This window comes from Methylobacterium sp. Gmos3 (assembly GCF_056430985.1).
Window position 1 is genome coordinate 221,648 of record NZ_JBWJYL010000008.1, and the last position, 23,807, is coordinate 245,454.

Annotated in this window: 26 protein-coding genes, 1 tRNA gene and 1 other RNA gene; 13 read left to right on the plus strand and 15 right to left on the minus strand. The window is 66.4% G+C overall.

Annotation, left to right across the window (positions count from 1 at the left end):
- Window positions 1-115: 115 nt before the first annotated feature.
- From ACS5Q7_RS18240 to ACS5Q7_RS18250, 3 genes are all read left to right on the plus strand, one after another.
- The gene (locus tag ACS5Q7_RS18240) at window positions 116-892 is read left to right on the plus strand and encodes an HpcH/HpaI aldolase family protein (protein ID WP_478340681.1); all 777 of its coding nucleotides are present in this window, start codon (window positions 116-118) and stop codon (window positions 890-892) included.
- Window positions 893-1,012: 120 nt separating this feature from the next.
- Window positions 1,013-2,221: an acetyl-CoA C-acetyltransferase gene (locus ACS5Q7_RS18245; RefSeq protein ID WP_478340682.1), complete on the plus strand. Its 1,209-nt coding sequence runs from the start codon at window positions 1,013-1,015 to the stop codon at window positions 2,219-2,221.
- Window positions 2,222-2,334: 113 nt separating this feature from the next.
- Window positions 2,335-2,835, plus strand: a complete 501-nt coding sequence (locus ACS5Q7_RS18250) for a DUF2059 domain-containing protein (RefSeq protein ID WP_478340683.1) — start codon at window positions 2,335-2,337, stop codon at window positions 2,833-2,835.
- 43 nt (window positions 2,836-2,878) lie between these two features.
- Here ACS5Q7_RS18250 and ACS5Q7_RS18255 read toward each other — a convergent pair whose 3' ends face one another.
- On the minus strand, window positions 2,879-3,658 hold the full coding sequence (locus ACS5Q7_RS18255) for an EAL domain-containing protein (protein ID WP_478340684.1): 780 nt from the start codon (window positions 3,656-3,658) through the stop codon (window positions 2,879-2,881).
- A 115-nt stretch (window positions 3,659-3,773) separates the two neighbouring features.
- Between ACS5Q7_RS18255 and ACS5Q7_RS18260 the strand changes: the two genes are divergently transcribed.
- Window positions 3,774-5,972: a 3-hydroxyacyl-CoA dehydrogenase NAD-binding domain-containing protein gene (locus ACS5Q7_RS18260; protein WP_478340685.1), complete on the plus strand. Its 2,199-nt coding sequence runs from the start codon at window positions 3,774-3,776 to the stop codon at window positions 5,970-5,972.
- A 4-nt stretch (window positions 5,973-5,976) separates the two neighbouring features.
- On the opposite strand, the gene ACS5Q7_RS18265 is transcribed toward ACS5Q7_RS18260, so the two are convergent.
- The gene (locus tag ACS5Q7_RS18265; protein WP_478340686.1) at window positions 5,977-6,831 is read right to left on the minus strand and encodes a 3'-5' exonuclease; all 855 of its coding nucleotides are present in this window, start codon (window positions 6,829-6,831) and stop codon (window positions 5,977-5,979) included.
- Window positions 6,832-6,847: 16 nt separating this feature from the next.
- Window positions 6,848-9,268, minus strand: a complete 2,421-nt coding sequence (gene ligA / locus ACS5Q7_RS18270) for an NAD-dependent DNA ligase LigA (protein ID WP_478340687.1) — start codon at window positions 9,266-9,268, stop codon at window positions 6,848-6,850.
- A gap of 47 nt (window positions 9,269-9,315) precedes the next feature.
- On the opposite strand from ligA, the gene ACS5Q7_RS18275 reads away from it, so the two are divergent.
- The 5 genes from ACS5Q7_RS18275 to ACS5Q7_RS18295 all read left to right on the plus strand — a co-directional run bounded on the left by ACS5Q7_RS18275 (window position 9,316) and on the right by ACS5Q7_RS18295 (window position 12,114).
- Window positions 9,316-10,020 carry a 4'-phosphopantetheinyl transferase family protein gene (locus ACS5Q7_RS18275; RefSeq protein ID WP_478340688.1) on the plus strand — a complete coding sequence of 235 codons (705 nt, stop codon included), beginning with the start codon at window positions 9,316-9,318 and terminating at the stop codon, window positions 10,018-10,020.
- Between the two features lie 78 nt (window positions 10,021-10,098).
- Window positions 10,099-10,175: transfer RNA gene (locus tag ACS5Q7_RS18280), tRNA-Pro, on the plus strand.
- 128 nt (window positions 10,176-10,303) lie between these two features.
- Window positions 10,304-10,573 carry a hypothetical protein gene (locus tag ACS5Q7_RS18285; RefSeq protein WP_478340689.1) on the plus strand — a complete coding sequence of 90 codons (270 nt, stop codon included), beginning with the start codon at window positions 10,304-10,306 and terminating at the stop codon, window positions 10,571-10,573.
- 220 nt (window positions 10,574-10,793) lie between these two features.
- Window positions 10,794-11,006 (plus strand): hypothetical protein, encoded by a 213-nt coding sequence (locus tag ACS5Q7_RS18290; protein ID WP_478340690.1) that lies wholly within the window; start codon window positions 10,794-10,796, stop codon window positions 11,004-11,006.
- 40 nt (window positions 11,007-11,046) lie between these two features.
- Window positions 11,047-12,114 carry a putative sugar O-methyltransferase gene (locus tag ACS5Q7_RS18295; protein WP_478340691.1) on the plus strand — a complete coding sequence of 356 codons (1,068 nt, stop codon included), beginning with the start codon at window positions 11,047-11,049 and terminating at the stop codon, window positions 12,112-12,114.
- Between the two features lie 427 nt (window positions 12,115-12,541).
- Here ACS5Q7_RS18295 and ACS5Q7_RS18300 read toward each other — a convergent pair whose 3' ends face one another.
- The 9 genes from ACS5Q7_RS18300 to ACS5Q7_RS18340 all read right to left on the minus strand — a co-directional run bounded on the left by ACS5Q7_RS18300 (window position 12,542) and on the right by ACS5Q7_RS18340 (window position 17,829).
- Window positions 12,542-12,898: a hypothetical protein gene (locus tag ACS5Q7_RS18300; RefSeq protein WP_478340692.1), complete on the minus strand. Its 357-nt coding sequence runs from the start codon at window positions 12,896-12,898 to the stop codon at window positions 12,542-12,544.
- Between the two features lie 48 nt (window positions 12,899-12,946).
- Entirely contained in the window at window positions 12,947-13,246 is a 300-nt protein-coding gene (locus ACS5Q7_RS18305; RefSeq protein WP_478340693.1) for a hypothetical protein, read from the minus strand.
- A gap of 138 nt (window positions 13,247-13,384) precedes the next feature.
- Window positions 13,385-13,513 carry a hypothetical protein gene (locus tag ACS5Q7_RS18310; protein WP_478340694.1) on the minus strand — a complete coding sequence of 43 codons (129 nt, stop codon included), beginning with the start codon at window positions 13,511-13,513 and terminating at the stop codon, window positions 13,385-13,387.
- A 6-nt stretch (window positions 13,514-13,519) separates the two neighbouring features.
- A complete protein-coding gene (locus ACS5Q7_RS18315; RefSeq protein WP_478340695.1) occupies window positions 13,520-14,365 on the minus strand; it encodes a hypothetical protein in 846 nt (281 codons plus the stop codon).
- A gap of 86 nt (window positions 14,366-14,451) precedes the next feature.
- Window positions 14,452-16,170 (minus strand): hypothetical protein, encoded by a 1,719-nt coding sequence (locus ACS5Q7_RS18320; protein WP_478340696.1) that lies wholly within the window; start codon window positions 16,168-16,170, stop codon window positions 14,452-14,454.
- An 8-nt stretch (window positions 16,171-16,178) separates the two neighbouring features.
- Window positions 16,179-16,538: an ATP-binding protein gene (locus ACS5Q7_RS18325; protein WP_478340697.1), complete on the minus strand. Its 360-nt coding sequence runs from the start codon at window positions 16,536-16,538 to the stop codon at window positions 16,179-16,181.
- Between the two features lie 8 nt (window positions 16,539-16,546).
- Window positions 16,547-16,714, minus strand: coding sequence for a hypothetical protein (locus ACS5Q7_RS18330; RefSeq protein ID WP_478340698.1), 168 nt, complete (start codon window positions 16,712-16,714; stop codon window positions 16,547-16,549).
- 39 nt (window positions 16,715-16,753) lie between these two features.
- Window positions 16,754-16,939 (minus strand): hypothetical protein, encoded by a 186-nt coding sequence (locus ACS5Q7_RS18335; RefSeq protein WP_478340699.1) that lies wholly within the window; start codon window positions 16,937-16,939, stop codon window positions 16,754-16,756.
- 5 nt (window positions 16,940-16,944) lie between these two features.
- Complete coding sequence (locus ACS5Q7_RS18340; RefSeq protein WP_478340700.1) at window positions 16,945-17,829, minus strand: hypothetical protein; 885 nt, start codon at window positions 17,827-17,829, stop codon at window positions 16,945-16,947.
- Between the two features lie 315 nt (window positions 17,830-18,144).
- Here ACS5Q7_RS18340 and ACS5Q7_RS18345 point away from each other — a divergent pair, with 315 nt between their 5' ends.
- Together ACS5Q7_RS18345 and ssrA are read left to right on the plus strand one after the other, a co-directional pair.
- The gene (locus ACS5Q7_RS18345; RefSeq protein WP_478340701.1) at window positions 18,145-18,858 is read left to right on the plus strand and encodes a hypothetical protein; all 714 of its coding nucleotides are present in this window, start codon (window positions 18,145-18,147) and stop codon (window positions 18,856-18,858) included.
- Between the two features lie 782 nt (window positions 18,859-19,640).
- Window positions 19,641-19,812, plus strand: a transfer-messenger RNA (tmRNA) gene (gene ssrA, locus ACS5Q7_RS18350).
- Between the two features lie 714 nt (window positions 19,813-20,526).
- Here the strand turns inward: ssrA and ACS5Q7_RS18355 are convergent.
- Window positions 20,527-20,940: a GFA family protein gene (locus tag ACS5Q7_RS18355; protein ID WP_478340702.1), complete on the minus strand. Its 414-nt coding sequence runs from the start codon at window positions 20,938-20,940 to the stop codon at window positions 20,527-20,529.
- A gap of 244 nt (window positions 20,941-21,184) precedes the next feature.
- Here ACS5Q7_RS18355 and ACS5Q7_RS18360 point away from each other — a divergent pair, with 244 nt between their 5' ends.
- Complete coding sequence (locus ACS5Q7_RS18360) at window positions 21,185-21,403, plus strand: hypothetical protein (RefSeq protein ID WP_478340703.1); 219 nt, start codon at window positions 21,185-21,187, stop codon at window positions 21,401-21,403.
- Window positions 21,404-21,459: 56 nt separating this feature from the next.
- On the plus strand, window positions 21,460-21,678 hold the full coding sequence (locus ACS5Q7_RS18365) for a hypothetical protein (protein ID WP_478340704.1): 219 nt from the start codon (window positions 21,460-21,462) through the stop codon (window positions 21,676-21,678).
- A 9-nt stretch (window positions 21,679-21,687) separates the two neighbouring features.
- Here ACS5Q7_RS18365 and ACS5Q7_RS18370 read toward each other — a convergent pair whose 3' ends face one another.
- A complete protein-coding gene (locus tag ACS5Q7_RS18370; protein ID WP_478340705.1) occupies window positions 21,688-23,070 on the minus strand; it encodes a family 16 glycosylhydrolase in 1,383 nt (460 codons plus the stop codon).
- 284 nt (window positions 23,071-23,354) lie between these two features.
- Complete coding sequence (locus ACS5Q7_RS18375; protein WP_478340706.1) at window positions 23,355-23,786, minus strand: protein tyrosine phosphatase family protein; 432 nt, start codon at window positions 23,784-23,786, stop codon at window positions 23,355-23,357.
- Window positions 23,787-23,807 lie beyond the last annotated feature (21 nt).

The following is a 23,807-nucleotide window of genomic DNA, read 5'->3' on the forward strand; positions in this document are numbered from 1 at the left end:
AAGGATCGGTTGAGAACCCGGCGAACTTGAGGCGTTTCAACTCTCGCGGGCGCTGGACCGGCAGGGCCTCGCCTGCCTATCCTCTCCGCAACGACCGACAATCCAGGAACCCGCCGTGACCGCACCCGTGCCGAGCCTGCCCGACATGCTGCGCGTCAAGGGAGGCCTTCTCCTCGGGTGGTCCTGCCTCGCGGATGTCGCCCTGGCGGGGCTGATGGCGCGGGCGGGCTTCGACGTGGTGCTCCTCGATCAGCAACACGGCACCTACGACGTTGCCACCTGCACCGCCGGGCTCACGGAGCTGGCGCTGTGGGGCAAGCCCGGCCTCGTGCGCATCGCGGTCGGCGATTTCGCCATGGCGTCGAAGATGCTCGACGTAGGCGCGGCGGGCATCGTCGCGCCGATGATCAACACGGTGGAGGATGCCCGCGCCCTCGCCGCCGCGACGAAGTTCCCGCCCATGGGCCAGCGCAGCTGGGGGCCGGACCGGTCCATGTGGTTCACCGGCCTCGCGGACCCGCAGGATTATCTGACTGAGGCCAACGCCCGCACCATGACCATCGCCATGTGCGAGACCCGCGAGGCCATCGCCAACCTTCCCGAGATCCTCCGCGTGCCGGGCATCGACGGCATTCTCGTCGGCCCCGGCGACCTGTCCATCGCCCTGTCGAACGGCGCCGCCTTCGACCCCAACGGCACCGCAGTGACGGAGGCCCTGCACCAGATCGTCCGCGTCACCCTCGCGGCGGGCAAGATTCCCTGCGCCTTCGCAGCAGGCCCGGCCCGTGCCGGCGAGATGCTGGCGATGGGCTTCAAGCTGGCCTCCATCGGCTATGACGGCCTCCTCGTGGCGGAGGCCTTCACGAAGGCGATCGCCGAGGCGCGCGGCTGACGAAGCCCACATCCCACCGTCCTCGCGAGAGTGACCGCATTGGCGGCCGGGCTGGAACAAACGAGAACGGACCTGTAAGTCCGCATCGCCGAGAGGCGGAGAGAGCGCGAGGGTACGCCGATGCCGACAGCTTTCATCTACGATCACGTCCGCACGCCCCGTGGACGCGGCAAGGCGGATGGCGCGCTCCACGAGGTGACGGCCCTGCGCCTGGCGGAGACGGCTTTGCGCGCCCTCAAGGACCGCAACGGGCTCGACACGCGGCTGGTGGACGACGTGATCCTCGGCTGCGTCGATCCGGTCGGCGAGGCGGGGGGCGACATCGCCCGCGCCGCCGCCCTAGTGGCCGATTACGGGATCCATGTCCCCGGCGTGCAGATCAACCGCTTCTGCGCCTCCGGCCTCGACGCGGTGAACTTCGCCGCCGCGCAGGTCATGTCGGGGCAGCACGTCATGACGGTCGGCGGCGGCGTCGAGTCCATGAGCCGCATCGGCATCGGCGCCTCGGGCGGGGCCTGGCCGGTGGACCCCGCCATCGCCTTGAAATCCTACTTCATGCCGCAGGGCATCTCGGCCGATCTCATCGCCACCAAGTACGGCTTCAGCCGCGAGGAGTGCGATGCCTACGCCGTGCGTTCGCAGGCGCTGGCTGCGCAATCCTGGGAACACGGCCTGTTCGACCACTCCGTCGTGCCGGTGCGCGACGTGAACGGCATCACCCTCCTCGACCGGGACGAGCACATGCGGCCCGGCACCGACATGCAGTCGCTCGGGGCGCTCAAGCCGTCCTTCGTCCAGATGGGGCAGATGGGCGGCTTCGACGCGGTGGCCACCGACGCCCACCCCGATGTCGAGTTCGTGAACCACGTCCACCACGCCGGCAACTCGTCGGGCATCGTCGACGGGGCGGCGGCCGTGCTGATCGGCTCGCAGGAGGCCGGCGAGGCGGCGGGCCTCAAGCCGCGCGCGCGGATCCGCGCCTTCGCCAATATTGGCTCCGATCCCGCGCTCATGCTCACCGGCCCGGTCGACGTCACCCGCAAGGTGCTCGACCGCGCCGGCATGACGCTGGACGACATCGACCTGATCGAGGTGAACGAGGCCTTCGCCGCCGTGGTGCTGCGCTTCTGCCAAGCGTTCGACCTCGACCCCAACGCGGTGAACGTGAACGGCGGCGCCATCGCGCTGGGCCATCCGCTCGGCGCGACGGGCGCGATGATCCTCGGCACGGCCCTCGACGAGCTGGAGCGCACCGGCAAGGAACGCGCCCTCATCACCCTGTGCATCGGCGCGGGGATGGGCACGGCCACGATCATCGAGCGCGTCTGAACGCAGCAGGTCAAGGACTTGCGGCTGCACCGTTTTCGACCCACACGAACGCCGCGCCCCGGCGAGTCGCTCGACCCTTCGCCGGCATCCGACATCAAACGGGAGGAATGACCTTGAACCGCCTGATCGCCACCCTCTGCCTCGGCGTCGCGCTCTCCGCGCCGCTCGCCGCCCGCGCCGACGACATGAGCGACCGGGTCGCGGAGGCGACGAAGCTCGTCAACAAGACCCTGATCAAGAACCTGCAGACCGGCTTCAACGTCGCCCTCCAGAAGACCACGGCGGCGATGCCGGAGGCCCGCGCCGAGTCGGTGCGCAAGGAGCTGAACGCGGAGTTCGAGAAGCAGCGCGCCCTGATGGTCGAGGGGCTGTCGAAGGAATACGCGCAGAAGTTCAGCCTCACCGAGCTGAAGCATCTCGACGAGATCTATTCCGATCCGGTCTACGAGAAGTTCCAGACCATGAACGCCGACCCGAATTCCGCGGTGACGGCGATCTCGCAGAATTCCGTCACCAAGCTGCTCAACATGCTGGCCGTGGCCTCGGCGACCGACAACCAGCCGCCCGGCTCGCCGCCGGTGCCGGTCCCGCCTCCGGCGCCCGCGCCGAAATAAGGTCAGCCCGGCCCATGGCGACCGGGCGGGCTCCGGCGTACCGTTACGCGGCCTGCGCGACGGAACCCGGCGCCATGCCCGGCACCACGGGCAGCGCCTCGATGAGGGGACGGGCAAAATGGTAGCCCTGCACCAGATCGATGCCGAGCGACCGCACCGCGTCGAGCTCGGCTTCCGTCTCGATCCCCTCCGCGAGGATCGCGACGCCGAGCGAGCGGCCGATGCCGACGATGCCCGCCACGATACCCTGCCGGCGGGCGTCGCCGTCGATGCCGCGCAGCACGTCCATGTCGATCTTGATCAGGTCCGGCTGGAAATTCGCCAGGAGGCTCAGGCCGGCGAAGCCCGCGCCGAAATCGTCGAGCGCCGTCATGAAGCCCTGCTTCCGGTAGGCGGCGACGATGCGCTTCACATGCTCGATGTCCCGGAAACGCTCGTTCTCGGTGAATTCGAACATGATCCGGCGGTGAGAGAAGCCGACGCGCCGGGCCGCCTCGAGCGAGGCGCGGATGCAGGCATTCGGCTCGTAGACCGCGTTCGGCATGAAGTTGATGGACAGGCGCACGTCGTCATCGGCCGGGAAGAGTCGCCCGGCGAGTTCGATGGCCTTCACCCGCGCCGCCTGATCGAAGCGGTAGCGGGTCTCGTCGTTCACCTGCGAGAGGATCGCGCCCGCCGGCTCGCCATTGGTGCCGCGCACGAGGGCTTCGTAACCCCAGATCCGCGCCGTCGCGAGGTCGAGGATCGGCTGGAACGCCATGGTGAAGGTGAAGGGGAGCGGCGCGCCATCCCGGCAGGCGGCGCATCCTTGGGTCGATGTCATACTTAGATCCAGCCACTGCCCCCGCCGACGGCGATCATGACCGGGAAACTCTCACCAGTCGATTAAAGACGGCTGGCATGTATTCGAATGGCGATACTCTCTCAGGAGCGTCACAATGAATCTAGATTACTTTCGCTTCGAAGCAGACGCCGATGGGATCGCGCTCGCCATCTGGGACATGCCGGGCCGTTCCATGAACGTCATCACCGAGGCGGTGATGGACGAATTGTCGGCCATTGTTGACGCCGTTTCTTCGGACCCGGCGATCAAGGGCTGCGTGATCGCCACCGGCAAGGAGAACTTCTCCGGGGGCGCCGATCTCACCATGCTCCAGGGCCTTCGCGCGGCCTACGAGACGTTGCGCGCGGAGGAGGGCGAGGAGGCGGCCATGCGCCGCTTCTTCGAGCAATCGCGTCGGCTCACCCTGCTGTTCCGGCGGCTTGAGACCTGCGGAAAGCCCTTCGCGGCGGCGATCCACGGCCTTTGCCTCGGCGGCGCGTTCGAACTGTCGCTCGCCTGTCACTACAGGATCGCGTCGGACGCCCCCCATACCCGCGTCGGCCTCCCCGAGATCAAGGTCGGGCTCTTCCCCGGCGGCGGCGGTACGCAGCGGGTCGCGCGGCTGATGCAGACGGGCGACGCCTTGCAGATGCTGTTCAAGGGCGAGCAGATCCGCGCGCCGATGGCGAAGGGCATGGGCCTCATCCACGCCGTCGCCCCGGTGGCCGACATCGTGGCGCAGGCGAAGGCCTGGATCCGCGACGGCGGTTCGGCCGTGGCGCCCTGGGACGCGCCGAAGTTCAAGGCGCCCTCCGGCAAGGTCTATTCGCCGGCCGGGATGCAGGTCTGGCCCGCCGCCAACGCGATCTACCGGCGCGAGACGCACGACAATTACCCCGCCGCGAAGGCCATCCTCAACTCCGTCTACGAGGGGCTTCAGCTGCCGATGGACCTCGCCCTCAAGGTCGAAAGCCGCTACTTCGCGCAGATCCTCCGCACCAAGGAGGCGGCGGCGATGATCCGCACCCTGTTCCTCTCCATGGGTGAGTTGAACAAGGGCGCGCGGCGGCCGAAGGACGTGCCGCCGGCGAGCCTGCGCAAGGTCGGCGTGGTCGGCGCCGGCTTCATGGGCGCGGGCGTCGCCTACGTCACCGCGCAGGCCGGGTTCGAGACCGTGCTGATCGACCGGAGCATCGAGGCCGCCGAGAAGGGCAAGGCCCATGCCCACGCCCTGATCACCGGCCAGATCAACAAGGGCCGCGCCAAGACCGCCGACCGCGACGCCCTGCTGGCACGCATCACCGCCACGGCGGATTACGCCGCGCTCGAAGGCTGCGACCTCGTGATCGAGGCGGTGTTCGAGGACCCGGCGATCAAGGCCGAGGTGATCGGCAAGATCGAGGCCGTGATCGGGCCGGATACGGTCTTCGCCTCCAACACCTCGACCCTGCCGATCACCGGTCTCGCCCGCCATTCCCGGCGGCCGGAGCTGTTCGTCGGCATCCATTTCTTCTCGCCCGTCGAGAAGATGATGCTGGTGGAGATCATCAAGGGCGGCACCACGGGCGACCGGGCCGTGGCGGTGGCCCTCGATTACGTCCGCGCGATTAAAAAGACGCCGATCGTCGTCAACGATTCGCGCGGCTTCTTCGCCAACCGCTGCGTCGGCGCCTACATCCTCGAAGGCCACAAGATGCTGGCCGAGGGCGTGCCGCCGGCCATGATCGAGAGCGCCGGGCGGCAGGCGGGCATGCCGGTCGGCCCGCTTTCCCTCAACGACGAGGTTGCCCTCGACCTGATCCTGAAGATCACCAATGCGACGGAGGCCCAGGTCGGGGCGGATGCGGTCGATCCGGCGCAGAAGGACATCCTGACGCGGATGGTGGAGGGGCAGGGACGCCTCGGGCGCAAGAACCGCAAGGGCTTCTACGACTACCCCGAGGGCGCGCCGAAGCGCCTGTGGCCGGGCCTTGCCGAGCTTCAGCCGCACCGGCTCGACCCAGAGGAGGTCGATTTCCCCGAGCTGAAGAACCGCCTGCTCGTGGTTCAGGCGCTGGAAGCGGCGCGGACCGTGGGGGAGGGCGTCGTCACCGACCCGCGCGAAGCGGATGTCGGCTCGATCCTCGGCTTCGGCTTCGCGCCGTTCACGGGCGGGGTGTTGTCCTACATCGACTTCATGGGCGTGCCGGCCTTCGTGGCCCTCGCCCAGCGGCTCGAAGCCAAGCACGGCGCCCGCTTCGCGGTGCCCGACAGCCTCGCCGCGATGGCCCAGCGGGGCGGCACCTTCTACGGCGAGGCGAGGCAGGCCGCCTGACGGCTCACGCCGCGCCGGCCAGCCGCGTCGCGAGGGTGGCGAGGTCGGCGTGGTTGTCGGACAGCAGGTCGGTGATGTCGCCGGCCTGCAGCGCCTTCACGTGCCGGCACCGCTGTCCGAAGCGCCCCGCCATGCAGGTGCAGCGCAGGACAACGCCGCTGCGGCGCTCCTCCAGGGTCACGGTGTAGCGGTTGCCCGTGGAGCCGCGCACCAGGAAGCTTAGCGAGGCCGAAGCCGGCGGCGGGACGGCCGGCATCGCGCGCCCGCTGATCGGCCCCAGGCCCGGCGCGAAGCGCGCCGATTCCCCCGGCACCGCCGTCACCGCGACGCCGATGGCGGCGGCGAGGCCGTGCACGTCCGTGGCCGAGGTCTCCTCCATGGCAGCGAGCGCGATGCGGGCGCAGGCATAGGCGTCCTCGCCGGCATCGTGGTGCTCGAAGGTGATGCCGAGGCGCCGGGCGACCTTGCCGAGGCCGCAGCCCTCCGGCGCCGGGAACACCCGCCGGGCCACCTGCACCGTGCAGAGATAGGCGAGATCCGGCACGGGCAGGCCGGCGCGGCCCAGCCCCGCGCGCAGCACGCCGATGTCGAAGGTGGCGTTGTGAGCCAGGATTACCCCGCCCGCGAGATCCGGGAGGAACGGCGCCATCACCTCCGCGAAGACGGGGCGGTTCGCGACGTCCGCAGGCAGGATGCCATGGACGCGGATGTTGCCGGGGGAAAAGCGCATCTCCGGCGGCCGGATGAGATGGCTCTCCCGGCGCACGACCCGGCCGCCGTCGATCCAGGCGAGGCCGACCGCGCAGGCGCTGTCGCGCCGCTCGTTGGCGGTCTCGAAGTCGAGGGCGAGGGTGATCATGCCGCCATGCCCCGCCTTACGCCTCCGCCACCATCGCCAGCCAATCGGCCTCGCTGACGACCTTCACCTTGTGCTTCTCGGCGTCCTTCAGCTTGGAGCCCGCGCCCGGCCCGGCCACGACGAGATCGGTCTTGGCCGAAACCGAGCCCGACACCTTCGCCCCGAGCCGCTCGGCGATGGCCTTCGCCTCGTTGCGGGTCATCTGCTCCAGGCTGCCGGTGAAGACTACGGTCTTGCCCGCGAAGGCACTGGCGGACCCGGCGCGCTCCATCGGCTCGGTGCGGACTTCCTTCAGAAGCTCCCGCACCGCCGAGGCGTTGTGCGGCTCGGCGAAGAACTGGATCAGCGCGTCGGTCGCCACGGGACCGATCTCGCTATCGTCGGCGAAGGCGCGGTAGGCATCTCCGGGGCGCTGGCCCGCCGCCCGCTCCAGGGCCGCGCGGGCCGCGTCCAGGTCGCCGTAATGGGCGATCAGGCTCTCGCGCTGGCTCGACGTCAGCCGCACCCGCTCACCGGGCGTCGGCTCGGCCCCCTCGACGGGAAGCCCCGCCACCATGAGCCGGTCGCGGGTGGTGGGGCCGATGCGCGGCACAGAGGTGAACTCGATCCAGTCCGGCCCGCCCTGGGCCTCGGACGCAGCCTCGATCCCCGCGATCAGCGCCGGCATGTCCTCGAAGCGCTTGGCCAGCGCCTTGGCGGTAGCCTCGCCGATCTGCGGAATGCCCAGCGCGAACACGAAGCGGTTCAGCGGCAGCGGCCGGCGCGCCTCGACCCCGGCGAGCAGGTTCTTGATCGCCTTGTCCTCGTCGTCGCCCTTCTTCTTGGCCGCTTTCTTCGGCGGCTCGGCCCCGGCCCGCCGCTCGGCGGAGAGCGCCTCGCGCCGCGCCACCACGGCCTCCTTCAGCTTGTCGAAATCCAGCCGGAACAGGTCGGCGGGCTGATGCACCAGCCCCGCCTCGAACAGCACCTCGATATAGGTCTCGCCGAAGCCCTCGATATCGAAGCCGTTGCGCGAGACGAAGTGCTTCAGCCGCTCGACGCCCTGCGCCGGGCAGATCAACCCGCCCGTGCAGCGGCGCACTGCATCCAGCTTACCCGTACGCGGGTTCACCGCCCGCACCGCCCGGCTGCCGCAGGCGGGGCAATGGTCGGGGAACTCGAAGGGCTGCGAATCGGCCGGGCGCTTGGTGAGATCGACGTCCATCACCTTCGGGATGACGTCGCCCGCGCGGACCACCGTCACCGTGTCGCCGACGCGGATGTCGCGGCCCTCGCGAATCGGCTCGCCATCGGCCCCGACGCCCTTCACGTAGCCCTCGTTGTGGAGCGTCGCGTTCGACACCACCACGCCGCCCACCGTCACCGGCTTCAGCTTCGCCAGCGGATTGAGGGAGCCGGTGCGGCCGACATTGATGACGATCTCCTCCAGCACCGTCGTCGCCTCCTCGGCGGCGAACTTGTGCGCCAGCGCCCAGCGCGGCGAGCGCGAGACGAAGCCGAGGCGCTTCTGCAGGGCGATGTCGTCCACCTTGTAGACGACGCCGTCGATATCGTAGCCGAGGTCCGCGCGCTCGGCGGCGATCCCCCGGTAATGGGCGAGCATCCCGTCCGTATCCGTGAAGGTGCGCGTCCGCGGGTTCACCGGCAGGCCCCAGGAAGCGAAGCGTTCGAGCACGCCCGTCTGCGTCTCCGACAGCGAATCGGAAACATCGCCCCAGGCGTAGGCGAAGAAGCGCAGCGGGCGCGAGGCGGTGACCGCCGGATCGAGCTGGCGCAGCGACCCCGCCGCCGCGTTGCGCGGGTTGGCGAAGAGCGGCTTGCCGGCCGCCTCCTGCCGGGCGTTGATGGCGGCGAAATCCGCATGGGACAGGTAGACCTCGCCCCGCACCTCGCAGACATCCGGCCAGCCGCTGCCCTTCAGTGTGCGGGGGATGTCGTGCACGGTCAGCGCATTGGCGGTGACGTTCTCGCCGACCTCCCCGTCACCCCGCGTCGCCGCCGTGACCAGGGCGCCCTTCTCGTAGCGGAGGGAGAGCGACAGGCCGTCGATCTTCGGCTCGGCGGTGAAGGCGAGAGGCTTGTCCTCCGGCCAGTTCAGGAAGCGCCGGACCCGGGCGACGAAATCCGCGACCTCCTCATCGGCGAAGGCGTTGCCGAGGGAGAGCATCGGCACCGCATGGCGGACCTTGGCAAACTTTTCGGACGGCTTGGCGCCGACCGAAACGCTGGCGGCGCCGGTGCCCGCGAGTTCGGGAAAGGCGGCCTCGATGGTTTCCAGCCGGCGGCGCAGGCGGTCGTAATCCGCGTCGGAGATTTCCGGCGCATCGTCCTGGTGGTAGAGGCGGTCGGCCTCGGCGATCCGCTCCGAGAGGTCGGCGTGCTCGGCACGCGCCTCCTCGGCGGTCATGGGGGATGGTTCGGTCTGCGCGGCGGCCATGCCGGGCTTCTAGCGCATCATGGCGGGCGAGGAGAGGGGCGGATGCGGTGATCGCCGATGTCGTCATCGCCGCGCTCGCCCGCGATGCCGGCCGGCTCGCCCGATGCGCCGCGCTGCTCAGCGAGGAGGAGAGAGCCCGCGCGGATCGTTTCCTGCGCCCGGCCGACCGGGACCGATTCCTGTCGAGCCACGCCGCCTTCCGCCTCACGCTCGGGGCGGAGCTCGGGGTGACGCCCGAGCGCCTGCGTTTCGGCCGGGAAGCCACCGGACGGCCCTACATCGCCGAGCCGGCCGATACGGGCCTCGACGTGAATCTCTCGCATTCCGGCGACATCGCTGTGATCGGCATGGTCCGAGGCACGCGGATCGGCGTCGACGTCGAGATCCGCCGACCGCTGCCGGACGCGCTGCGCATCGCCCGGAGCCATTTCGCCCCGGACGAGGAATCGGCCCTGGCGGCCCTGCCGGCCGGCGCGCGGGAGGCGGCTTTCTTCGGCCTTTGGACCCGGAAAGAGGCGGTGGTGAAGGCCCTCGGCGCCGGCTTCTCGCAGCCGCTCTCCAGCTTTTCCGTCACGGTTCCCCCGGATCCGGCCCGGCTCTTGAGGATCGCCGGAGGCACCGAGCCCTGGACGCTGGCGACGATCGAGCCCGCGCACGGGGCTTTCGCCACGATCGCCGTGATGGCCGCCGGGGTGAACATCACCGTGAGACCCCTTCCTGCAACCTGGGCGGACATGAACGATGCGAAATGATGGCGAGGACGCTTGCGGCCTGGGAAGGGCGCCGCTATAAGCCGGCTCGCCGGTCGCGCCACAGCGCCCGCCGGCCTTCGGAGTGTAGCGCAGTCTGGTAGCGCACCACGTTCGGGACGTGGGGGTCGCAGGTTCAAATCCTGCCACTCCGACCAATCTTTCCCGAGACTCAGCCACCCGCCGACCTGCACACCGCGCCGTGCTGGGACGTTTACCGGGACGCCAACGTCAAATTATTGCGATGCAGCATGGCGCTCCCCGGTCGAGCGAGAAGTGCATTGGCATGGCGATGGAACCGTCCCAGACCATTGGCGACCTGCGCAGGAAGGCGGTCGGCACCGATGCGGAGATCTCGGCGGCGGTCGAGGCCTACATCGCCAAGCCGAAGGCCGAGCCCTTCGAGTTCGCCCGCAGCCATGTGCTTGATGTCGGGGCGGCAGTAAGAGAGCACCGACCGGCGAAGGCAGCGCTTGCCGACAAGGGCACAATCGAGACGTTACGGCGCACGATGGTGCGCACCGCCGTGATTCTGGCGACGCCGACCGCGAGATGAGGCCTCCGATCCGAGGCCGCGATCTAAACGCCCGGCGTGCAAGTGGCGAAGCGCGGGTCGGCTTGCGCCTCGACGCCTACCCGGGCACGATGCCGTTACTGGTGGAGTTGGGCCTAGCGCAGGAGCGGGCCGCTTCTCGTATCAGCGACCCGTATGGACGGACATGGTTTCTGACAGCTAAGGGGCGAGCTGTGCTTAGGGCTTGCCGGGCGGATTAGCGATGAGCGAGCCCCAATACTCAGCTACCGCCTACTCAAACGGTCGAGGCGATCCCGTCCCGCGTAACCGCCGCAATCCCCGCCGCGCCGACGACCGCGAGGGCCGGGAGATCGCGCCGATGGATCTGGCCAACGCGGTGGGGAACGGCGTCCAGGCCATCCGCGCGATCTTCCCGCTGCAGAGAAGCTTCCCACAATTGACATACTGCGATTAAGTCAGCAATGAATCTAGTAACGGATTCGAAGGATATTTCTATGGGACGTGGTCTTACGCAAGCCGAAGACGAAATATTGTCCGAAATGATCCGTCATATTGATAGCGTAGATGAGATTTTTAGACCTTCTGTTTTTTGGTCGACATTTAAGGAGGCAAATCTTGCCCAGCTGCGAGATACAGGTCTTCAGAATTTCAAGAGATCTATTAATCAAAATTACTATAATTGGATACTTAGTGGTCCTGACGATAACCAGTTCAAATCTTTGCTAAAATTGACATCTGAATACCCGTCTTTGGACGCTTTTAGGGTTGAACTTATCGGAGACGATGAGGCTGAAAGTTTTTTCCTCAAAAATCCGTTGAGTACGCCCGATGGTAAGCTGCTATACAAACTGTTCGTTGGATTGCTATGGCAATATACATCGTTATCATACCCAAATGGCTTGGCTGAAGCTTTGGAAGAGCCTAGAATTGGAAACCCAATACCAACATATCTCCGTGGAAAGCTGGTATCACAAGATTTAGCAAATTCGATACGCGAGAGAAACGTAATTTCTTGGCCTTGGGAGACAGCATTTGAACAAAGAAAACGCGTCTCGTTTGTTGAGATTGGCGCAGGATATGGTCGACTTGCTTATGTAATGCTAAAAAGTGCTCACGTAAAATATACCATTGTAGATATTCCTCCAGCACTGTTTATTGCTCAATGGTATTTATCCCAAATATTTGATGAAAGGAAAATCTTTCCGTTTTCAGGCTGGCAAGAGGTTTCTGGTATAATTGATGAATTTCAGAAAGCGGATATTGCCTTTCTCACTCCGGATCAATTCGCCAAGATGCCGAATAAATCCTTCGACGCAGGGATTGCTATAAGTAATTTAGCTGAAATGACGAAAGAACAAGTCGATTTGTATTTGAGTTTGTTTGATGAAAAAGTAGCAAACTACGTTTACATCAAACAGTGGATCGAAAGTAATAACAACCTTGATGGAATTTCATACCAGCGAGAAGATTTTAATATGAGCAACAATTGGTTCAAATACGTTGATCGCACGGATTTTGTTCAAGATAAATTCTTCGAAACATTGTGGAGTCGAAAATCTTGAGGGCAAAAATCGAATTTATAAGCTCTCCATATATAATATGACATCTGTCTATCTTCTAGAAATGCTATGAGGCACCAACTTATTTTAAGTAGCCCGTTCGTAGTTAGCATGGCCGGCGTTGATAATCCGACTGGCCGCGCTCCAAGACTAAGTCACGAAGAGCAAAATGATTTTCCACGTGATTGCCTGAGCCATCCGCGCAATTTGCCCGCCACCCTGCCGGCACGAGGGCGAAGTCGCACTGGATCGGTTCCCGAGCACAATGGCCGTGAGAGACGTCGGCCTGTACCTGCGCTGCACAGCCTGCGGGCGGAAGGGCCCGGAGACCGAGCCCGTGTGGCCCCGGCGCGACGGTCTCTGAAACGCGAAAAGAGCGCCCCCGGCCGAAGCCAGGGGCGCGCGCGGGTGTTGACGGACGTCAACGGCGTCAGCGTGGTCGGTGCCCCGTGACGGCCGTGAGCATCGTCTCCCGGGTGTCTTCCATCCGCTCCCGCACCGAGGTCACCAAGTCGTCGATGCGCCGTTCGAGGCGAGCGATCACGTCGGCGGTGATGTAGGTTCGGGCGACCTCGATCTTGAAGGCGTTCAGCTTCTCGTCGAGCGCCCGGATCTCGATCTTGGCCGCCGCCATGTCGATGGTCAGCGGAGACACCGCCTCCTTCATGCCCATCAGCAGCTTCCCGACCAGACAATCAACGGTCCTGCCCAGGCTGGAGGGGAAGATCGCGAAGGCGACCACCTGTGCCCAGGTGATCGCGCCGGGCGACAGGAACGAGGTATCCATGTCTGACCTCCAGGCCGAGCCTCCCACTCACTGGGGGAGGGTGAGGAGCTACTTGCCGAAGATCCGGCGGACGGTCGGCGCGATGCCGGCGACGCCGATCACCGAGAGCACGATGGCGTTCTCCATCGCGTCGTAGCGCTCGGGCAGCTTCGCCACCTGCCAGTGGAACAGGAAGGTCGAGTCCAGCACGATCGCGCCGAAGTGGATCATGCAGAACCCGAACGCCATCGGGATCATCCAGGCCGTCCACGGCGAGAGGTGCTGGTCCGCGCGCTCCTGCGCGACGAACTTCCGCTCCTCGACGTAGGCGGAGAGTTTCGCCCGCGAGACCGTGACGTCTTTGGTCACGTTCTGCCCGTTCGTCAGCACCCCATTGTCGGAGCGCTTGTCGAGGTAGGCGACGACCGCGCTAGCGAAGCCGGGGCCGAACAGCTTCGAGAGGAAGCCGCCGATTGCTGCGAGGGCGGCGATCAGCGCGCGCCCCCGTCAGGGCGGCGAGCTGGGCGGTCGCGCGGCCTCGCGGATGTTCTTGAGCACCGGGGGCAGGGCGAGGCGGGCGAGCGCCAGGGCCGAGCCGATCCGGGCGCGGTAGCCAGCATATGCGGGGGGCAGCACGGACGATCAATCGAAGCCGACCACCGCGTTCAGCGCGTCGGGCAGGGCGAACAGGATGGCGAGCGAGTAGAGCCGGACGCCGATGAGGCGCGCGTTAACGCGCTGAAGCAGGTTCATCTCAGGCGGCCTTCCGAGAGAGGAGGGTGTGGACGCGCGACCAGAAGCCGGGCTCGGCGCAGAAGAAAGCCCGCCGGAGGGGGTGGGCTTGGGCAGGCTCGGAGCGGGCTGCGGCGCCGTGATCGGCGCGAGCGGATCGGGCACCTTCGGCGGCGGCGCCGGGTCCGCGATCCGCACCGAGGTGATCAGCGCCACCCGGAACTGAGCGTGGTAGCCCGCGATCAGCGCGTCGCAGTCCGTGCCGTTGATGATGCGCCGCGCGCCCTTCGGGTCAGAGCGGCCGGGGCCGAAAAAGTCTGCGAGCAACTTGCCGGTGAACCAGCCCTCGATCATCCCGTAGAACAGGATCGCCGCCGCCACGTCTGGCCGCATCGCGAGGGCCGGTGTCTTCACCAGGTCCTCGGTCGCCTTCAGGACACCGCGTGCGCGCAGTTCCTTCGTCGCCCGGGCATAGTTCGCCTGCCACGTGAGCTGTACGTAGCCTCGGCCCCAGAAGCCCGTGGGTCCGTAGCTCTTGCCCCGGCCGCGCCCGATCTCTTCAATGGGCTGCATCCGCCGCGCCGTCTCGTGGAACGTGGTGGCGAGGCAGTAGGCCGTCGTCTCGACGCCGAGATCCGGCGGGCAGGCGTCGAGGATCGCTTCCATGCCCGCGACCTGCGGCGCGGTCAGTTGCCCGGCGAACGGCTGGCGGCGCACGGCGTCGAAGAACGCCGCGCGGTCGAGGTCGATGGCCATGTCGCGGCATCCCTGCAAAAGGGAAAAGGCCGCACAGGGCGGCCAGCACGGGGGACATTTCAGGAGGGGGCGAGCCGTCGCGGCAGCTAGAAGCTGCGCGAGAGTTCGACCCAGTAGGCCCCGAAATACTGGAGCGTGATCGTTCCGCCCGCCGGGGGCGACGCGTTGGTCGCGCCCTTCAGTCGGATCGGGCCGCCGTGGACGACGGTCGTCGTCGCATCGGTGAAGAATACGACGATGCGCTGACCGGGAACGCCGTTGGTGAGGTTCGTGATGGAGGTCGCCGCCGTGTTTGCGGTGGTCCACATCCCCGAGCGGTCGTTACCGACCGAGGGCGTGGCGCTGTTGATCGCGAGCCCCTGCACCACGGCGGGGAGCACATTGGTGAAGAGGTTGTTCGTGCCGATGCTGGGATCAAAGCCGATTGCGGTCAGGCCCGGCACCAGCGAGGCGTCCAGGTTGCTGATCCGCGTGCCGTTCGTCGTGCCGGCGAGGTAGAGAAGCGAGTTGGCGGTGTTCTGCCAATTCTGCGCCTGCACCCCGTTAACCGTCACGCCAAAGCTATTCGTCAGCTTGATCCCGGTGAATGCCCCTCCGGTGTTCGAAGAGCGGCTATCTCCGATCTGCACGGACGAGATGTTGCCGTAGGCGGCGTTTGAGATGTCGAAGCCGTTGAAGTCGTTCGCGTCGCCCGCGAGCTTGTAGCAAAGCACCCGGCCAATATCGAACTGGCTCTTGTAGACCGTCCGGATGCAAGACTTGCCCGCATTGATATGGACAGGACCGACGATCAGGCCTGGATCGGCGTCCGTGCCGATTAGCTCCATGCCGTAATCGACATCGACGATCTCGCCGCTGTGGACGGCAAGCCCTTCGCTGTTCTGGCCGTTGGTCGCGTCCCCTGGATCATAGATCCCGCGCACCGCGTACTGTGCGAAGTAGTCGTGGACCTGTGCCGCGAAGCTATAATGGAAGATCAGCCCGTTCTGGGCAGCGCGGCGGCTCCCGACTGCGCCCGTGAAGTGGAAGCCCGAGATGATCGGCTGCCACGCATTGAATATCTCGGCGCCGTTGAGGAAATAATTGACGCCGGCTGTGTCGGTGTTGCCGAGGCCGACGAATGAAACGTCGCGGATCGTCAGGCTGCTGTACTGGTAGAACAGCGACGGCCCTGCGGCCGTCCCGGCGTACTTGACCACGATGGGCGTCGCCACGCCGGGTGCCGCCGCCTGGAACTCGCAGCCTTCGATCGCGACCTGCGCACCCACCGTCCGCTGGGTGATCGTCAGCAGGTTGGCCGAGCCGGTGTCGACGATGATCTTGCTGTCGCCACGACCGGCGCACCGGAGCTTGAACGGCTTCGTGGTGACAAGATTGCGCGGCACGGTGAGCCGCTGCGTCCCCATCGGGATATCGATCGTCACCGGGGGCAGCATCGGGTTGCTGCTGTATGTCAAGGCCGACGCGAAGATCCGGTCGTTGTCGGCCTGAGAAGCGCCCCACGTGCCATCCTGTGCGAGGTTGAGCGTCGCGCCGTTGATCTGGCCGAGCGTCCCGGCGATGCCACCGGGCAGCGAGGTCGGGACGCTCATCCGGGATCCGTCGCCGAGCGGCTTCCAGGCGCTGGAGGTCGTGTCGACGCACCCGAGCGCGACCATGGCGCCGCTCGCACGGTTGCGGGGCGCGGGCTGGCGGCAGGCGCCGGAGTTTTGCAGCCCAAGCTCGGGCAGCGTGAAGGTCTGGGCCGCCAAGGGCCCGGCCAAAAGCGCGAGCGCGACGAGGGCCTTCGAGATCAGTCGGAGCATTGCGCCTGTCACTTAGGTTTGAGGGCGGCTTGGGCGAGCAGATACGTGTCCTGCGACGCGGTGAGCCCGAGCGTCGAGGCGATGAAGACGAGAAGCGCGCAGCCGGGCGTTATGAAGCTCGTCAGGCGGAAGGCTCGGTTGGTCGCATTTGTCGGATCGCTCGGCACGGCGGCCTGGATGGTTCCTGAGGCGCCCGGCGAGAATGCCTCCAGCGCGCCATAGAACTGCGCGGGCGTGATGAGCGTGGACGCCACGCCGGCACCGTCGATGTCGAGGGTGACGGACGCGCCCTGTCGTCCGACCTTCACCGCGCCGCTCGGCGCGCGGACGTCGATGGGGAAGGTCGGACGGATGGGATAGCTCCACATGGACGGCCTCAGGCGAATTCGACCGGTTCGCAGAGGATCTCTTCCGTCTTCGGGCCGATCGTGACCGCTACGCGCACGTCGTAGAGGCCGGGGGGAAAGGCGAGCAGCGAGCCGGCCGGGAAAACCGCCTCGACGATGCCGGGGTTGGCGACCGTGAGGGTGCCGGCGGAAAGCACGGGCTGCGGCTCGGAACACGACCCGTTCCAGTACCCGCATCAGCGGCGAAGCCAGGGGTCGCGCAGCGTCACGGTGAGCAGGACCTCAGGGCAGGACGAGAAGTCAATCAGCCCCGCGTCGGTGACGTCGAGCCGCCTGAGGGCGTCGCTCGCGCGGAAGATGTGCCGGAACCGCCACTGTCCACGCCGGGGACGGGCGCCGAGCGTGTTTATGAAGGACGGCATCGGGATCAGACCTTCATGTAGAAGGCGCCAAAGCGGGTCGGCTGGATGTTGGGGTGGGCTTGGCCGCGACCGAAGGACTGGCCGTGGAAGGCGAGGGTCTGCCCGCCTGCGGGTTGACTGAGGCCGTTCTGGTTCGATGCGGGCTGGCCGACCGATCCAACGGCACCGTTGGTCCCACCGCCAGTGTAGGCCTGCTCGAAGTTGAAGTTGACCTGGTGCTGGTGGTCCGGGATTGCGTCGATCGTCCCGCTGGGCGTGACGGGCGCGAGCTGATCGACCGACAGGCCGACGATGCAGTCGCCGCGCGTTTGACCGGGGTTCTGCGCATCGCCCATCAGTGAGAAGCGCGCCGAAACCGTACCCGTGGACCCAGCTGCAGCGGCTTGGGAGAGCGTGATCGTCGTTCGGATGATGGCCGCGATGAACGTCCCGAGCAAGATCCCGTCGGCGATCACCTGCATCCCGGGGGCGAGGCGCGACGCGTCGGCGACCTGCGCGGTGGTCGAGCCTGCCGTCAGGGTGAGGGCTGTGATCGTCTGCATCCGACCGGAGGGGCTCGATCCCATATCGTCGAGGCCGGCGGCGGTGAGCCCCTGCATCGTCGGGATGGTGATCTGCTTGCCGGCCGAGAAATCGGCGCTGACGGACTGGCCGCGCCCGCCGACGACGGAGGCGATTCCATCGGCGAACGTCGACCAGAGGAAGGCAAAGAGGGCGGCGGCCGAGGCGTCGGCGAACTCGGTGGCCCCGGATCCTGACGCGCCGATGGTGCGGCCGTTCATCCGCACCCAACCGGGCGGGGTCGCGGCATCGATCCGCCAGTTCACATCGCCGGTCTGCGCGACGCCGTTCGGGTCGACCGTCGCCGGGGGCTCGCCGGTATCGGTCACGACCGGCTCGCTGAGATCATCGTCGCGCCGGAGCAAGTTGCCCCGTAGGTGCCGAGGATCTCCTCGGCGTGCCGACCGAGCCCTTGCTGCTGGAGGGTCCGCGCTGATGCCCCGTAGCGCGCGAATCCCCGACCGGGCCGAGATTGATGACGACACGCCGCTGCAGTTCGACGTAGCCGCAGCCATCGCCTTTCCCGGTGGCGCGATGACCGGCGCCGGCCTGCGCAGCGAGGCGGCCCGCCAGCGACTTGCTGTCTCGCGCGTGGCGGGGAAAGACCGGACTACGCTACTTGCGATTGCGGAGATGATCGAGCTATGCAGCGCCGCTCCGAAGGCCCCCATCTCAAGCTCGAAGGAGCGGAGACTGATTCCCAAGGTCGGATCACCCGGCACGCGTCCTGGATCATCCGAGACGGAAGACGGAAAGTCCGCACAGGCTGCCGCGGTGATGAGGCTGGAGCGGCTGAAAAGCGGCTCGCCGCCTACATCGCCGAAAAGCACGAACCCGCGCGCGAGAGCGACCGTGACCTCGCTCAGGTCTGGGTCTCCGACGTAGTTTCGGTCTACCTCGACGACATCGCCAGCAAGAAGGCCCGGCCGAAGGAGATCGCGGGCCGGCTCGGCAATGTCCTCTCGTTCTTCGGGGGGAAGCGTTTGTCCACCGTGACCGGCCGCGCTTGCCGCGACTATGCCGAGCACCGCGGACTCGCCGTCGCCCGGCTCGAGCTGGAGGACTTCCGGGCGGCGATCAACTACTACCACCGCGAGGGCCATCTCGCCTCGCCTGTGCCGGTGGTGGTGCCGAAGCGCGGCTCTGCCCGCGAGCGCTGGCTCACGAGGTCTGAGGTCGCCCAACTGCTCTGGGCGGTATGGCGCTTACGCGAGGTGCAGAAGGGGCACGCCACGGGTCGCCGCTCGCGTCAGCTTGTCGCCCGGTTCATCCTCATCGCGCTCTACACAGGCACAGGGCCGGCGCGATCTGTGGTGCCGCCATCCGGCCAATCGTTGGCAGCGGCTACGTCGACCTGAGCACGGCATCTTTTATCGACGCGCGCCGGGCTCACGCCAGACCACGAAGCGGCAACCGCCCGCGCCGCTGCACCCGAGGCTCCTCGCGCACCTTCGCCGATGGGAGCGAACCGGCATCGCCGAGCGCTTCGTCGTCGAGTGGCAGGGCAAGAGGGTAGGGCGGATCAACAACGCCTTCCGCGCGGCGAGAGAAGACCGGCCTTCGATGCCGACGTGATCCAGCACTCGTTCCGCCACACCGCGATCACGTTGGCGCTGCGCGGCGGTTGTCCGCCGTAGGAGGCTTGCATCTACTTCGGCGTGACGCTGGAAGCCCTGCATTAAGTCTATGGCCACCACTGCCCCGAGCACTTCCAGGGGACGCTCACGGCGATCGGCGGACGTAACAGTGCCGGGACGCCAACCAGGACACTTTCCCGTCCACTGAACGTGAACAAAGCGGGCCGATCATCCTTGTTTCACTTCAAACGACGACAGCAAGGTCGAGCGGAAACGCGTTCGGGACGTGGGATTCGCAGGTTCAAATCCCGCCACTCCGACCATTATTGAGATCGGTGTGGAATGACTGTCCCGACAGGCATTCCGATAGAAACTCCGATCTGCAAAGCCCAAATCCCCGTTGCCTAAGCTGATGCCGCAACATTCCTCGCCTTTGGCGGGTCGGTCGCACCGCATGCGCGTGTCATCCCGGCCGAGTCGACTGATGGCGCAGATCGCGATCCCCCCGGGGGACGGTGGACCTATCGCTCGCCACGGCGTATGATACCCGTGAGGTTGATGACCGGTTCATAATAACGTTTCAGGACCCGGGGGCGGTACCCGGCGCCTCCACCAAAAGCATCCTGCCCCGGATACCGCACGGGGGTAGAGCGAGCGCCCGGCGTTGCGGGTCGCGCGCTGCCAGGGTGCTTCTGCTGGGGGCGAAACAGGATCGACTGGACGGTAAAGGGATCGCGAGTTCTACCCTGCTTCGGCAGGATAAGATGCGGCTTTCGGTAAGGACTCGACCGGTCTGGCGCAGGCAACCCCTGTTCCGGGCACCTGACCAAAACTCTAAATGCCAACGATAACGTTGTCATGGATGCCCGCCTCGCGGCGTAAGCATCTTGCGGCAGGGCAGCCGTAGAAACAGAACCCAGGGCTTCGGCCCTGGGGCCCATCTTCAATCGCAAGCAATGGTAGTTCGCGACGTGGGATTCTACCCGCGCGGCACCTCCCGCGCGCGAAGGGAGCGAGGGCCGAGCCTGGGCGCAAGGTGCGCTGAGCGCGAAAGACCGTGTACCAAGCCGACGCCGACGCATTCGATGATACAAGGGCCGCTCAGCCGGATGACGCACCCGCTGTGGTACTGGAACACGATGCCCACGTGAGGCGAAGGTAGCCCTCCCATGCGATCGCTGATGCTCGCCGCCTCTCTTCTGATACTGGCATCGCCCGCTTGGGCGCGATGCCAGTGTGCATGCGTCGGTGGGCAGATGCGGGCAGTGTGCCCACCGACCGATCTGGTCGCGCCGATTTGCCAAGGGATCTGCGAGCCGGTGATTCAATCCAATCGGCTGGTCGTGCCGCTGGCGGGCGGCGCTCAAAGTGTCGTGCCGGACGATCCCTCGGATTTTTTGCCGGTCGGTCCGGCCAGCATCTTCAGGGTTAATCCCACATGACACCGCGTCAGGGGGCTGGTTCGAAGCGGAGCGTCCCGACGCGCCGCGTCTCCTGCCCGGTATCACTCGGATGATTGACGCCGTCGACCACGGGCACGTCTGTGAAATCGAATGGGCTGACGCCGTCGAGACAGGCCACGTTCACACCGTAGAGGTTCGGGTTGGAACGCCGTTGATGATGGGTGTAGATCCCGCAGCGTGAGCAGAAGAAATGCTGCGCCGTTCCGGTGTTGAAACGGTAGCTCGTCAGCGCGTCTTCACCCTTCAAAAACCGGATGCTTCCCATTTCCGCCGAGACCACGACCGCGCCCCGCATCCGGCAGTAGGAGCAGGTGCACCGGCGGATCGTGCTGAAGCCGTCGACGAGCGTCACCGTAAATCGAACCGCACCGCAATGGCATTGCCCTGTTCGATCGGTCATGGCGCCTTTTTCGCTCCTATCGTCCATTGCGTCTTGCACGAATCACGCCGAAGACCCCGGGATCGTGATCCGGCCTGAATACATCCGGTTCGACCATAATCGTTCCGGAGAGACACATTCCGGTGATCGATCGACTGATCTTGTCAGCGCGATCACTAAAATTTGTGCTTCGGTGAACTACCATGTCCTTGTCTCGCCGCAAGCACCGTGTCTTTTGCGCGCAATCTAATAGGGCTGCGCCGTCATGCTGAAATCCGCACTGGTCCTCGCAATCGCTGCCTTGGTCATGAATTCGACCCGGGCGCTGTGGGCATTGATGATCATCTGCGTGCTGTCCGTCGGCGCAACCCTGCACGTCACGACGATCGAAGGACTCACCATGGCCGAAGCGGCTTTGATGCTCTTCGTACTCGATGTGGTGGGCAGCTTCACCTACGTGGTGGGCGTCGCGGTCTCGGAGTGATCGATCGCCGAGCCGCGACCTATATGCGAGGGCCTGACGGAACTGGCAGGCGCACCATGCTCAAGTCCTCCCTCCTGGTCTCGATCTCGGCACTGATGTTTCGGTCGACCAAGGCGATCTGGGCCCTGATGTTCGTGTGCTCCCTCGCCGTCGCGGCGGTGGTCCACCTGCTCACCCATGACCATGTCGCTTCCGGGAAGGCTGTGGGCGATTTTGCGGCCCTCGATCTGGTCGGCAGCACCGTCTACGTCCTCGGCGTCGCGCTCTTCGGGTGAGCCGAGCGCTCAATTCCAGACCTTGAGCCAGTCGAGCCCCATCTTCGCGGGCAGCGGCGCGTCGGGCGGGGGCTCTCCCACGGCGCCGCCGGTCGTCACGTCGAACAGCGGATACCAGGATACGCCCCGCCGGGCCCCGTTCGGAGCCTGCCACACCGGCACATCATCGACATAGTAGGTCAGCCGGTCGTCCTCGATGAACACGCCGTAGACGTGCCAGTCGCGGACATCGAAGCCCGGCACCAGGGTGGCGATCGGAACATCCGTGCCGTAGCCGCCTCGCCTCCCATCGGCCAGCCGCCAATGCACCGTCATCGTCAGGTTGTCGGGGGCAACCTTGCCCTTGTTCCAGAAGCCTTCGAGCACATCGATTTCGGGGGGCCACGAGCCGTCGGTCGGCAACAGCCAGAAGGCGGGCCAAAGGCCTTGCACGAGATCGATCCTCAGCCGCGCCTCCACATAGGAGCCGGAGCGAATGACCGCCGGCAGCTTCGATGCCTGAAGCATCGCGGATGAATAGACGAAGGGCTTCTGGTCCCAGGGATGGAGGAAGGGCTTGCCGCCCTCGCTGAGCCCATCCGGATGCCGCTCCAGTTGAATGAAGCGCTTCCCGTCCGGTCCGAGGCCGGTCATCGTCACGGCGGGGAAACGGTCGGGCGAGGCGTAGAGGCCCGTCTCCTTGTTTCCGGATTGGGAAAGCCCGTGCGTCGGCCGCCCCTGCCAGCAGGGCTTGCCGTCCCGGCTTTTCCCCGTGTCGGTGACGCAGAAACGCGGATCCGCGAAATTGACCGACCATGCCAGGGCCTTGCCGGATGGGCGCCTCGGAAGCGGCGTGCCCTTCGCCGCCATCGGCTGGGCGTTGCTCGCACCGCCGCCCCGGATCAGGCCCGTGGCCTGGGCGATGGTGGCGGGCGGCACGTTGGGCCGCGCCATGATCGCCACCTTGATCGTCTGGGTCGGAGCCAGATCCTTCGTCAGCGCGACGGTGACGGCCTTGCGGGCCTCGCCGGGCTGAAAGATCACCCATCCGGCAACCGCGTTGTATTGCCCTCCGCTCCACGTCCCGTCGCCGTTCTGTGTCCCCCATTTCAGGACGATGGTATGGTTCGTCGGCTCCGAGAGCGTGATCGGCACCTGAACGGAGCGTTGGCCAGGCCCGACCGAAACATCCCCCACCGAGACCGCCGGGTCGTTCACCATCGGCGACGGGGCCTCGCCGGCAATGCGCTGCACGAGGTCGCGGCTGCGGACCGTCCCGTCGGCATCCGGCACGGGGAAACGCCAAGCCTTCGCTTGTACCGGCGCACAGGTCCCGACACTCGGCGCCGCCGCGAGCGCGACCGGCAGGACGATCGAGAGCGCGCACCCGACCTTGGATATCCTGACACGCATCACCGCTCTCCCGCCTCGCACGCACGACCGATCCCCATGGCATCGTGAGCGATGCCGGGCCGGGTGACGCCGCTCCGGTTCGGAGATGGAGTGTCGCCTAAGCCGAGGTAGGTCGCCGCCCCTGCCGCGTCACGGGGTGGCGGGCAGCCTGCCGCGGAGGGTCGCGCCGAGATCATGCGGACGCCGATCCCGCTGGCCAAGCCAGACCATCGCCATGCCGAAGCGTTCGTTGTCGCTGGCAATCCGCCGGAAGAACCAGACGGCGGCGTCCTGATGGGCGTGTCTCAGGCTGGATCGTTCTCCTGAAGCCAGCGGAGGGCACCGGAGAGATCGATGCCGCGCCGGGCTCCGAACTCGACTACCTCGCCCCGTGAGAGACGGCCGTCCAGGACTTCCCCGATCACCCAGAGGGTGAGCGAGCGGGTGCCGCTTCGGCAATGGGCCACGACCGGACCCTCGGCCGCGCGCACGGCCTGCTGGAAGCGGCGGACGTCGTCCCGGCTGATCGTGGCGCCCGTGACGGGGATGTGGCGATAGGTCAGGCCCGCGCGCTCGGCCGCCTCGGCCTCCGCGACGCTACCCGGCTGGCCCGCTTCCTCCCCATCCGGCCGGTTGTTGATGAGAAGCCGCGTGCCTCCATGGCCGAGGGCTTCGATCTCCGAGAGATCGGGCTGGCCGGCAACGGACAGGAGATCGGTGACGGGGATGAGCTTCACGGGACGCCTCATGCCGGCGGG